Annotated in this window: 9 protein-coding genes; 3 read left to right on the top strand and 6 right to left on the bottom strand. The window is 62.0% G+C overall.

Annotation, left to right across the window (positions count from 1 at the left end; all coding sequences use genetic code 11):
* Positions 1-293: 293 nt before the first annotated feature.
* Together ACFY9W_RS07340 and ACFY9W_RS07335 are read left to right on the top strand one after the other, a co-directional pair.
* Entirely contained in the window at positions 294-1,442 is a 1,149-nt protein-coding gene (locus ACFY9W_RS07340) for an efflux RND transporter periplasmic adaptor subunit (RefSeq protein ID WP_391127773.1), read from the top strand.
* Between the two features lie 10 nt (positions 1,443-1,452).
* The gene (locus tag ACFY9W_RS07335) at positions 1,453-4,497 is read left to right on the top strand and encodes a multidrug efflux RND transporter permease subunit (RefSeq protein WP_391127770.1); all 3,045 of its coding nucleotides are present in this window, start codon (positions 1,453-1,455) and stop codon (positions 4,495-4,497) included.
* Between the two features lie 169 nt (positions 4,498-4,666).
* Here the strand turns inward: ACFY9W_RS07335 and ACFY9W_RS07330 are convergent, their stop codons facing one another.
* From ACFY9W_RS07330 to colR, 5 genes are all read right to left on the bottom strand, one after another.
* On the bottom strand, positions 4,667-4,900 hold the full coding sequence (locus tag ACFY9W_RS07330; protein ID WP_284354419.1) for a hypothetical protein: 234 nt from the start codon (positions 4,898-4,900) through the stop codon (positions 4,667-4,669).
* Positions 4,900-5,598, bottom strand: a complete 699-nt coding sequence (locus ACFY9W_RS07325; protein WP_391127766.1) for a lipopolysaccharide kinase InaA family protein — start codon at positions 5,596-5,598, stop codon at positions 4,900-4,902. The genes ACFY9W_RS07330 and ACFY9W_RS07325 overlap by 1 nt, the downstream gene beginning before the upstream one ends.
* Before the next feature lie 6 nt (positions 5,599-5,604).
* Positions 5,605-6,285, bottom strand: coding sequence for a methyltransferase domain-containing protein (locus ACFY9W_RS07320; RefSeq protein WP_391127763.1), 681 nt, complete (start codon positions 6,283-6,285; stop codon positions 5,605-5,607).
* 107 nt (positions 6,286-6,392) lie between these two features.
* Positions 6,393-7,703 carry an ATP-binding protein gene (locus tag ACFY9W_RS07315; protein ID WP_391127760.1) on the bottom strand — a complete coding sequence of 437 codons (1,311 nt, stop codon included), beginning with the start codon at positions 7,701-7,703 and terminating at the stop codon, positions 6,393-6,395.
* A complete protein-coding gene (colR, locus tag ACFY9W_RS07310) occupies positions 7,693-8,376 on the bottom strand; it encodes a two-component system response regulator ColR (protein ID WP_016488935.1) in 684 nt (227 codons plus the stop codon). Before colR ends, ACFY9W_RS07315 begins: the two co-directional genes overlap by 11 nt.
* Positions 8,377-8,559: 183 nt before the next feature.
* On the opposite strand from colR, the gene ACFY9W_RS07305 reads away from it, so the two are divergent.
* Positions 8,560-9,288: a phosphatase PAP2 family protein gene (locus ACFY9W_RS07305; protein WP_391127756.1), complete on the top strand. Its 729-nt coding sequence runs from the start codon at positions 8,560-8,562 to the stop codon at positions 9,286-9,288.
* 201 nt (positions 9,289-9,489) lie between these two features.
* Here ACFY9W_RS07305 and groL read toward each other — a convergent pair whose 3' ends face one another.
* Positions 9,490-11,133, bottom strand: coding sequence for a chaperonin GroEL (gene groL / locus ACFY9W_RS07300; RefSeq protein WP_391127753.1), 1,644 nt, complete (start codon positions 11,131-11,133; stop codon positions 9,490-9,492).
* Between the last annotated feature and the right edge of the window lie 19 nt (positions 11,134-11,152).

Genomic DNA, 11,152 nt, shown 5'->3' with positions numbered 1-11,152 from the left:
GGGCATGATCAGATACCTCCTGATCATGCGTATTAGCCTGTAAACCATGTCCCCGGTTTGGAATGTAAACGATGTCTCCGGTTTGTACCGCGGGCAAGCCCGCTCCCACAGGGACCGTACAATCCGCTGACTACGCGGTTTCTGTGGGAGCGGGCTTGCCCGCGAAGAGGCCCTCACAGCCATTTCACACCCTTTCCACAAAAAACAGTCAATACTTCCCCCATCCACACGTGGGCAGGATCGCCCGTTGTCGTGTCTAAACGAATAACAACCAAATCCAAGGAACCGGACCTATGCTGCGCCGCCGCATGCTCATCATGTTGGCCGTGGTTCTGCTGATCGTGCTGGCCCTGGGGGGCTACAAGGCCTTCTCGATCTACCAGCAGATCCAGATGTTCACTGCCCCCAAGCCGCCCATCACCGTCGCGGCTGCCTTGGCCGAACAGCGCCAGTGGCAAGCGCGCCTGCCCGCCGTGGGCAGCCTCAAGGCACTGCAAGGCGTAGAGCTGAGCCTGGAGGTGGAGGGCATCGTCAAAGCCCTGCACTTCGACTCTGGCCAACAGGTCAAGGCCGGGCAACCGCTGTTGCAACTCAACGACGACCAGGAAACCGCCCTGCTCGGCACCGCCCAGGCCGACCTGGGCCTGGCCAAGGTCGATTTCGGCCGTGGCAGCCAGCTGGTCGGCGACTCGGCTATCTCGCGTGGCGAGTTCGACCGCCTCACCACCCAGTACCGCCGCAACCAGGCCGTGGTCGAGCAACTCAAGGCGCAGAAGACCAAGAAAAGCATCAACGCCCCGTTCAGCGGCACCATCGGCATCCGCCAGGTGGACATTGGTCAATACCTGGCTGCCGGTACGGTGATAGCGACCTTGCAGGACACGTCCAGCCTCTACGTGGACTTCAACGTCCCCGAACAGGCCCTGCCACAGTTGAGCCTGGGCCAGCAGGTACAGGTACAGGTAGCCGCCTACCCAGGCCAGACCTTCACCGCCAGCCTTAGCGCCATCAACCCCAAGGTCGAGGAAACCACGCGCAACCTGCTGGTACGCGCCACCCTGGCCAACCCCGACGGCAAGCTGCTGCCCGGCATGTTCGCCAATCTACTGATCCTGCTGCCCAATCCACAGCCACAAGTGGTGGTGCCTGAAAGCGCCATTACCTACACCTTGTATGGCAACTCGGTGTACGTCGCCACGCCGAAAAAAGACAAGGACGGCAAGCCAGAGAACGATGACAAGGGCCAACCGCAGTTGACTGCCGAACAACGCACCGTACAAACCGGCGAGCGCCGCGACGGCGTGGTGGTGGTCAGTAAAGGCTTGCAGGTCGGCGAACAGGTGGTCACCGCCGGGCAGCTGAAGCTCAGCCCAGGCGCCGCCATCCGCATCGGCCAGGACAAAGCCCTCAAGCCCGAGCAGGGCGCGCCGGGCAAGGACTGAGGAGGCTGGCATGGCGTTCACCGACCCGTTCATCCGCCGCCCGGTGCTGGCCAGTGTGGTCAGCCTGCTGATCCTGCTGCTGGGCTTCCAGGCCTGGAACAAACTTCAGATCCGCCAGTACCCGCAAATGGAAAACGCCCTGATCACGGTGACCACCGCCTACCCCGGGGCCAACGCCGAGACCATCCAGGGCTACATCACCCAGCCCCTGCAACAAAGCCTGGCCAGCGCCGAAGGCATCGACTACATGACCTCGGTAAGCCGCCAGAACTTCTCGATCATTTCCATCTACGCGCGGATCGGCGCCGACAGCGACCGCTTGTTCACCGAGTTGCTGGCCAAAGCCAACGAGGTGCGCAACCAGTTGCCCCAGGACTCGGAAGACCCGGTGCTGAGCAAGGAAGCTGCCGATGCCTCGGCGCTGATGTACGTCAGCTTCTACAGCAAGGAAATGAGCAACCCGCAGATCACCGACTACCTGTCGCGGGTCATCCAGCCCAAGCTGGCCACCCTGCCAGGCATGGCCGAGGCGGAGATTCTCGGCAACCAGGTGTTTGCCATGCGTATCTGGATCGACCCGGTCAAGCTGGCCGGCTTCGGCCTGTCGGCCACCGACGTGACCAACGCTGTGCGCCGCTACAACTTTCTCTCTGCTGCCGGTGAGGTGAAAGGCGAGTACGTGGTCACCAGCATCAACGCCAGCACCGAACTGAAGTCGGCTGAGGCGTTTGCCGCCCTGCCGGTCAAGACCAGCGGTGACAGCCGCGTGCTGCTGGGCGACGTGGCGCGGGTGGAGATGGGCGCAGAAAACTACGACACGGTCAGCTCGTTCGACGGCACCCCTTCGGTGTACATCGGCATCAAGGCCACCCCGGCTGCCAACCCGCTGGAAGTGATCAAGGAAGTGCGGCGCATCATGCCCGAGCTGGAAAGCCAGTTGCCCTCGGCACTGAAGGTGTCGATCGCCTACGACGCCACGCTGTTCATCCAGGCCTCGATCGACGAAGTCATCAAGACCCTAGGCGAGGCAGTGTTGATCGTCATCGTGGTGGTGTTCCTGTTCCTCGGTGCGCTGCGTTCGGTGCTGATCCCGGTGGTGACCATTCCGCTGTCGATGATCGGCGTGCTGTTCTTCATGCAGATGATGGGCTACTCGCTCAACCTGCTGACCTTGCTGGCCATGGTGCTGGCCATCGGCCTGGTGGTCGACGATGCCATTGTCGTGGTGGAAAACATCCACCGGCACATGGAAGAAGGCAAGTCACCCTTTGACGCGGCCATTGAGGGCGCCCGCGAAATCGCCTTGCCGGTGGTGTCGATGACCATCACCCTGGCGGCCGTGTATGCACCAATCGGCTTCCTCACCGGGCTCACCGGCGCGCTGTTCAAGGAGTTTGCGCTGACCCTGGCCGGCGCGGTGATCATCTCCGGCATCGTGGCACTTACACTGTCACCAATGATGTGCGCCCTGCTGCTGCGCCAGGAACAGAACCCCAGCGGCCTGGCCCACCGCCTGGACGTGCTGTTCGAACGCCTGAAGGTGCGTTACCAGCGCCTGCTGCACGCCACCCTGGACAGCCGCCCGGTGGTGCTGGTGTTCGCCGTGATCATCCTGTGCCTGATCCCGGTGCTGCTCAAGTTCACCCAGAACGAACTGGCGCCCAACGAGGACCAAGGGGTGATCTTCATGATGAGCAGCGCGCCGCAGCCGGCCAACCTCGATTACCTCAACGCCTACACCGACGAATTCACCCCATTGTTCAAGGCCTTCCCCGAGTACTACTCGTCGTTCCAGATCAACGGCTTCAACGGCGTACAGACCGGTATCGGCGGTTTCCTGCTCAAACCCTGGAACGAACGCGAGCGCACGCAGATGGAGTTGCTGCCGCTGGTGCAGGCCAAACTCGAGGAAATCGGGGGCTTGCAGATCTTTGGCTTCAACCTGCCCTCCCTGCCCGGCACCGGCGAAGGCCTGCCGTTCCAGTTCGTGATCAATACCGCTGGCGACTACCCGGCACTGCTGGACGTGGCCCAACGCATCAAGGCCCGCGCTCAAGACTCCGGCAAGTTCGCCTTCCTGGACATCGACCTGGCGTTCGACAAGCCCGAAGTGGTGGTGGACATCGACCGGGCCAAGGCAGCGCAGATGGGGGTATCGATGGACACCCTCGGCGGCACGCTGGCAACCCTGCTGGGCGAAGCGGAGATAAACCGCTTTACCCTTGAAGGCCGTAGCTACAAGGTCATCGCCCAGGTCGAGCGGCCCTACCGCGACAACCCCGGCTGGCTGAACAACTACTACGTGAAGAACGACCAGGGCCAGCTGTTGCCGCTGTCGACCCTGATCACCCTCACCGACCGCGCCCGCCCGCGTCAGCTCAACCAGTTCCAGCAACTGAACTCGGCGATTATCCAGGGCGTGCCGATGGTCAGCCTGGGCGAAGCGCTGAAGACGGTGCAGGACATCGCCCGCGAAGAGGCCCCGGAAGGCTTCGCCTTCGATTATGCAGGCGTGGCGCGCCAGTACGTGCAGGAAGGCAGCGCGCTGTGGGTCACCTTCGGCCTGGCGCTGGCGATCATCTTCCTGGTGCTGGCGGCGCAGTTCGAGAGCTTCCGCGACCCGTTGGTGATCCTGGTGACGGTGCCGTTGTCGATTTGCGGGGCGTTGTTGCCGCTGTTCATGGGTATATCGAGCATGAACATCTACACCCAGGTCGGGCTGGTGACCTTGATCGGGCTGATCAGCAAACACGGCATCCTGATCGTCGAGTTTGCCAACCAGTTGCGAGAAGAACGCGGCTTGAGCGTGCGCGAAGCCATCGAGGAAGCCGCGGCGATTCGCCTGCGGCCGGTGCTGATGACCACGGCAGCGATGGTGTTTGGCATGGTGCCGCTGATTCTGGCAACCGGCGCCGGGGCGGTCAGCCGCTTTGACATCGGTACGGTGATTGCCACCGGGATGTCGATTGGTACGCTGTTTACCCTGTTTGTGCTGCCTTGTATCTATACCCTGCTGGCGCACAAGGCGGTGGCCAAGGAAGCTGCTGTAGCCTGATCCGGCCTCTTCGCGGGCTTGCCCGCTCCCACAGGTACAGCGCCGCTTCTGAAGCTTGCGCCGTACCTGTGGGAGCGGGCAAGCCCGCGAAGAGGCCGGTGAAGCAAAAACAAAAATGCCAGAGGCCCCGCGATTGCGGGGCCTCTGGCGTTTCTAGCTCACACCGGGTTCAACCGAACGGCCGCAACCCTTGGCGCATGCCGAACAGGAACAGCAGCAAATCCTGGTCCGGCGCGGCCTGTGCCTGTTGCTGCGGTTTCACATCCCGCGGCAACGCGCACTGGTCAGCCATTTCAGCCTTGCTGAACACTGTCGGCCTTGGCTCTTCCCATGCAGCCACCGCCACGGTGGTCACCGCCAGGCCAGCCACCAGGAACAAAGCTCGAGCTATTTCTAGTTTCATCACTCTAACCCTTTGACAGCGCTGCCAAACGCCATCTTGTAAAAGTAGAGCAGCGTCTGCCATTCCGCGTCATTGATCGACGAATGGCGGCGCAGCTGACGCAGGTCGTTACCTGCCGCACGCTGGCAGCTGATACGCCGCCGGCACTTTTCCAGGTCCAACAGTGCCACTTCGACACGCGCCTGCTCGTCTTCGCCAGTCACCTTGATGAAAACGTGCTTGCCATACAGGCAGCCGTGCTGCCAGTGGCCAAGGTGCATGCGCGCCAGGTTGTCCGCCAGGTCCTTGTACATGCGCTCATGCACCACCTGCGGGTAACGCTCACGTGCACCTTCGGCATGCCAGGTGTCGAGTTCGACAAAGCCATCCAGCGCCTCGCTGACCAGCAGCGCGCGCCACTGGTGCTCGGCATCGCGCTCGGCACCACAAAAGACGATCCGCGGTACACGCACGCCCAATTGCTCGAAGCTGTTCAGTGCATCCAGTTCACGCAATACGGTCGGCCGGCCGAAAGGGTGCAGCAGACTGCGGTAGATATGCCCGACCTGGCGCTTGGCATACAGCAGCTTGCCATTGGCATCATTGAGGCGTTGCACGCCGCTCTCGCCACCGCGGCGCTGGTTAGGCTCCTCGACCCACTCGCCTTGCTGGCGCCAGTAAAAATCGAACCGCGACTCCCCTTTCTGGGCTACAGCCATCAAACACTACCCCTTACGCAATACGTAGACCCGCCACATGGCATAGAACGGCAGGAAGTCGAGGCGTTCCTGGATTCTGAAGCCGGCGGCCATGAATTCTTCTTCGACCGTTTCGGCCGGTAACACGAAACGGTTCTGGTAATTGTCCTGCTCGGCCTTGGCGCTGCGGCGCTCTTCCAGCTTTTTCCGCCGCCAGGCCTTGAAGTTGCCATCCACCCACAGCGAAAGGATCACACTATCACGGCTAACCCGCTGAAATTCCGAAAGTATGGTCTTTCTGTGCGCCGACTCGCCAATGTGGTGGAACAGGCGCATGCAGAAAATGCTGTCCACCGAGTTGTCCGGCAGGTCGATGGCAAATGCCGATGTCTGCAAAGGGCGTACCCGTGCCACCACTTCTGGCGGTTGCGCGGCACAGGCTGTCTCGATCATCGCTTCGGAGTTGTCGGCACCAATGATCACCCGGTTAGGCTTTTCAGCCAGCAACGGCCAGAAACGGCCTGCACCACAGGGCAGGTCCAGTACCAGGCCGGGCTCACCCGCCAATGCCAGGGCGCGGCGCGCCAACTGCTCATCTCGCTTGTGGGAAAGGCGTCGCGCCAGGCCGTCCTGGTGCTTGAGAAAGTACTCGCGGGCATGGTCTTTGTCGTACTTCTCGGAAAATTCAAGCTTGATGGGGCTACGCATTGGGCATCTCCTGACTCCAGTGCGCCCACCTTAGGCAGGCAGGCGTTGGAATCAGGTCATGCCAATGTGAAAAAAATGTTGCGCGCCCTTTAACCTGTTACAACAGATTACTCGACCATGGTGTCCGGGCTGCTCTGGACCTTGGTATTGCTCAAGTCCACCTGGAAGCGGCAACCATGCGGCAGGGTCGATGTGAGGGTGACATGCCAGCCCTGGTCGTCGCAGATTCGCTGCACCAGCGACAGGCCAAGGCCCAGGCCCTCGCCGCGCCGCTCATCGCCACGAACGAACGGCTTGAACATCGCCTCGCGCTGCTCTTCGGGGATGCCCACGCCACTGTCCTCCACACTGAAACCGTTGGCTTCCAGGCTTAGCCGGATGTAGCCACTGTCGGTGTAGTGGGCGGCATTGCGCAACAGGTTGCCCATTACCGATTGCAGGAACGTGGCGTTGTACAGCACCGGGCTGGCACTGACGCGTCCGTCGAAATACAGGGTCAGGCCCTTCTGCTCGATCGTGTCGCGCCATACGCCGATGAGTTCGTCGGCCACCTCCCGCAGGGTTGCCCTTGAGGCCACGGCGCCCTCATCACGTTGTGCCCTGGCCAGCATCAGGAAGGTCTGTACCAGCTCGCGCATTTCTTCCGTAGCCCGCGCCACGCGCTCAACCTGGCTGCGCGAACGGGCGTCCAGCGTCGGGTTCTCCATCAGCAGTTCGCACGAGGTGGCCAGCACCATCAAGGGCGTGCGCAGTTCGTGGCTAACGTCACTGGTGAACAGCCGCTCGCGGGTCAGCGCGTCGCGCAGGCGGCCCAGGGTATCGTCGAAGGCTACCGCCAACTGGCCTACTTCGTCCGCCGCATAGTCCGGCGCCAGCGGCGGGGCCAAGCCCAGTAACTGGTCGCGGTGCCGCACCTGGCGCGCCAGGCGCACGACCGGCGCCATCACTCGGCGTGCCACCAGCCAACCCAGGATGACGGCCAGCACCAGGCTGAGCACGAAGCCCACCACCACCACGGCGAACAGCACGCGCTCGCGTTCTTCGAAGTCGCTCTGGTCCTGCAGCAGCACATAACGGCGGCCATCGACGATCTCGACCATGGCGTGGTACGACAGCTGGTCGCGGAACACCTCGTGGAAGCCCCGGCTCAGGTGGCGCAAGTCCTTGGGTAACTCGAAGTCGTCACGCCCGCCGCTGAAGTAGAACAACTGGTCGGGGCGCGGCCGGTGGCTCCAGTCACTGACACTGTCCATGCGCAGCAGGCGCTGAAGATCACCGCCCAATACCGAGGAAATCAGCCGCTCTTCGACCAGGTGTACGGTGGCGACAATGCCGAAGGCAAAGGCGCCGGCCACCAGCGCGCTCATCAGCGCAAAGGCGATGATGATGCGCTGGGCAAGGCTTTGCTTAAACTCCATCGCGGCCCTCGGCGAGGCGATAGCCGACGCCATGCACGGTATGCAGCAACGGTTTTTCAAACGGTTTGTCGATTACCTGGCGCAGCTGGTGCACATGGCTGCGCAGGCTGTCGCTGTCGGGGCAGTCGTCGCCCCACAGGGCCTCTTCCAGTACTTCGCGGCGCAGAACGTGCGGGCTTTTCTGCATCAGCACCGCCAGCAACTTGAGGCCTACCGGGTTGAGCTTGAGCAGGCGCCCCTGACGAGTGACCTCCAGTGTGTCGAGGTCGTAACTGAGGTCGGAGACCTGCAGGGTACGCCGCCCGCCGCCCTGGGCGCGGCGCAGCACCGCTTCGATGCGCGCGGCCAGCTCCGACAGGGCGAAGGGCTTGAGCAGGTAATCGTCAGCCCCGGAGCGGAAGCCTTGCAGGCGGTCGTCCAGCTGGTCGCGGGCGGTCAACATGATCACCGGCGTATCGCGGCGGGCATCTTCGCGCAGGCGCTTGCACAGGGTGTAGCCATCGATGCCGGGCAGCATGATGTCCAACACGATCAAGTCGTAGTGCTCGGTGGCAGCCAGGTGCAAGCCGGACAAGCCATCCTGGGCACAGTCCACTGTGTAGCCTTTCATGCCCAGATAATCGGCCAGGTTGGCCAGGATATCGCGGTTGTCTTCAACCAAAAGAATGCGCATCGGTTTCTCCTGTGCGGCGCTTCTCGCTGTGGTGCGCGGCAGGCGCAGCTTAAGGCCTATGCCTGCACGGTGCCAGCCCTCGGAAAAATTCACCGCACTTGACGGTTTTTTCACTGATCCTTCACGGACACAGGATAGCGGGCAGCCGACAATGCCCGATCTTTTTCGTGCCCTGGAGCCGCCATGCAGCAACCACCCCGCCCTCGCCCGATCAACGTCTGGCTGTATCTGGGCATACCCTTGGCGACCGCGCTGGCCTTGATCCTGCTGGAGTTGACGTCGATCGACATGGATGTGGCCAACCTGTTCTTCGATCCCGCTGCCGGGCAGTTCATCGGGCGCCACAGTTACTTGCTGGAAAACATCCTGCATGACCGGGTCAAACAAGTGGTCATCCTGCTTGGGGTTTTGTCGCTACTGACCTTCGCCGCCAGTTTCTTCTGGAAACGTCTGTTCAGCTGGCGCCGCGAGCTGGGCTGCCTGGTGCTGGCGCTGGGCCTGTCCACGGCGTTTGTCACACCGTTGAAGAAGGTGACGCAGGTGCAGTGCCCATGGAGCCTGACCCAGTTTGGCGGCAGCGAGACCTACAGCAAGCTGCTGGAACCGCGACCGGCTACCGACAAGCCTGGGCTGTGCTGGCCAGGCGGGCATGCGGCGACCGGGTTCTGCCTGTTCGGCTTGTTCTTCATGCTGCGTGATCGCAAGCCGCGGCTGGCGCGAGTGGCGTTTGTTGTGGCCTTGCTGGCTGGGTCGGTATTAGGCGTTGGGCGGATGATGCAGGGCGCGCATTTCTTGTCGCACAACGTGTGGACGGGGGTGTTCTGCTGGTTGATCGGGCTGGGGTCGTATTACCTGATCCTGTATCGCCGGGTCATGGTGGAGGCGCCAGTCGCCGAACGTAGCGTCGCCTGATTGAGGGGCCGCTTTGCGGCCCATCGCCGGCAAGCCAGCTCCCACAGGTGCAGCACAAGCCTCAGGCCTGTGGAGATCCTGTGGGAGCTGGCTTGCCGGCGATGGGTTGCGCAGCAGCCCCAATGGCCCTCACAGGTAAAACGAAAAAGCCCCGGTTCTCACGAACCGGGGCTTTTTCATACTACTGGGGGTAAGGCTGGCTTACATCATGCCGCCCATGCCACCCATGCCGCCCATGTCTGGCATGCCGCCGGCAGCTGGTGCTTCGCTCGGAGCGTCAGCAATCATGGCTTCGGTGGTGATCATCAGACCGCCAATCGAAGCAGCAGCTTGCAGGGCCGAACGGGTGACCTTGGCTGGGTCCAGGATGCCCATCTCGATCATGTCGCCGTACTCGCCGGTAGCAGCGTTGTAACCGAAGTTACCCGAACCTTGCTTGACCTTGTCGGCCACAACGCTTGGCTCGTCGCCGGCGTTGGCAGTGATCTGGCGCAGCGGGGCTTCAACAGCGCGACGCAGCAGGGCGATACCGACGTTCTGATCTTCGTTGTCGCCTTTCAGATCGGCAATGGCAGCCAGGGCGCGAACCAGGGCAACACCACCGCCAGGCACCACGCCTTCTTCAACGGCTGCACGGGTAGCGTGCAGGGCGTCTTCAACGCGGGCTTTCTTCTCTTTCATTTCAACTTCGGTGCCAGCACCGACCTTGATCACGGCAACACCGCCAGCCAGCTTGGCCAGACGCTCTTGCAGCTTCTCACGGTCGTAGTCCGACGAAGTTTCTTCGATCTGGGCGCGGATCTGCTTGACGCGAGCCTGGATGTCGTCTTCGGCGCCAGCGCCGTCGATGATGATGGTGTTTTCCTTGGACAGGGTCACACGCTTGGCGTTACCCAGGTGCTCCAGGGTAGCGGTTTCCAGGGACAGGCCGATTTCTTCGGAGATGACCTGGCCGCCAGTCAGGACGGCGATGTCCTGCAGCATGGCCTTGCGACGGTCGCCGAAGCCTGGAGCCTTGACGGCTGCAACCTTGACGATGCCGCGCATGTTGTTGACTACCAGGGTAGCCAGCGCTTCGCCTTCAACGTCTTCGGCAACGATCAGCAGTGGGCGGCCGGCCTTGGCAACGGCTTCCAGTACTGGCAGCAGCTCACGGATGTTGGAGATCTTCTTGTCGACCAGCAGCAGCAGCGGGCCTTCCAGCTCGGCAACCATGGTGTCCGGCTTGTTGACGAAGTATGGCGACAGGTAGCCACGGTCGAACTGCATGCCTTCTACGACGGACAGTTCGTTTTCCAGGCCCGAGCCTTCTTCAACGGTGATCACGCCTTCTTTACCGACTTTTTCCATGGCTTCGGCAATGATGTTGCCGATGGAGTCGTCAGAGTTGGCGGAGATGGTGCCTACCTGGGCGATGGCCTTGGAGTCGGCGCATGGCTTGGACAGGTTCTTCAGCTCGGCAACGACGGCAGCAGTGGCCTTGTCGATACCGCGCTTCAGGTCCATCGGGTTCATGCCGGCAGCGACGGCTTTCAGGCCTTCGTTGACGATGGCCTGAGCCAGAACGGTAGCGGTGGTGGTGCCGTCACCGGCAGCATCGTTGGCCTTGGAAGCAACTTCCTTGACCAGCTGGGCGCCCATGTTTTCGAAGGCGTCTTTCAGCTCGATTTCTTTGGCGACGGAAACGCCGTCCTTGGTGATGGTTGGCGCGCCGAAGCTCTTGGCCAGTACCACGTTACGGCCTTTCGGGCCCAGGGTCGCTTTTACCGCGTCAGCCAGAACGTTGACACCAACCAGCATTTTCTTACGAGCGGAATCGCCGAATTTTACGTCTTTAGCAGCCATGATCGTTTAATCCTTGGAA

The organism is Pseudomonas sp. NPDC008258 (assembly GCF_042956345.1).
GTDB lineage: Bacteria > Pseudomonadota > Gammaproteobacteria > Pseudomonadales > Pseudomonadaceae > Aquipseudomonas.
This window is presented reverse-complemented; position numbering and strand designations above follow the sequence as displayed.

What these genes read in the sequence shown, in the direction of transcription:
- ACFY9W_RS07340 (WP_391127773.1), top strand. Translation starts at nt 294, where the DNA reads ATGCTGCGCCGCCGCATGCTCATCATGTTGGCCGTGGTTCTGCTGATC.
- ACFY9W_RS07335 (WP_391127770.1), top strand. Translation starts at nt 1,453, where the DNA reads ATGGCGTTCACCGACCCGTTCATCCGCCGCCCGGTGCTGGCCAGTGTG.
- ACFY9W_RS07330 (WP_284354419.1), bottom strand. Translation starts at nt 4,900, where the DNA reads ATGAAACTAGAAATAGCTCGAGCTTTGTTCCTGGTGGCTGGCCTGGCG.
- ACFY9W_RS07325 (WP_391127766.1), bottom strand. Translation starts at nt 5,598, where the DNA reads ATGGCTGTAGCCCAGAAAGGGGAGTCGCGGTTCGATTTTTACTGGCGC.
- ACFY9W_RS07320 (WP_391127763.1), bottom strand. Translation starts at nt 6,285, where the DNA reads ATGCGTAGCCCCATCAAGCTTGAATTTTCCGAGAAGTACGACAAAGAC.
- ACFY9W_RS07315 (WP_391127760.1), bottom strand. Translation starts at nt 7,703, where the DNA reads ATGGAGTTTAAGCAAAGCCTTGCCCAGCGCATCATCATCGCCTTTGCG.
- colR (WP_016488935.1), bottom strand. Translation starts at nt 8,376, where the DNA reads ATGCGCATTCTTTTGGTTGAAGACAACCGCGATATCCTGGCCAACCTG.
- ACFY9W_RS07305 (WP_391127756.1), top strand. Translation starts at nt 8,560, where the DNA reads ATGCAGCAACCACCCCGCCCTCGCCCGATCAACGTCTGGCTGTATCTG.
- groL (WP_391127753.1), bottom strand. Translation starts at nt 11,133, where the DNA reads ATGGCTGCTAAAGACGTAAAATTCGGCGATTCCGCTCGTAAGAAAATG.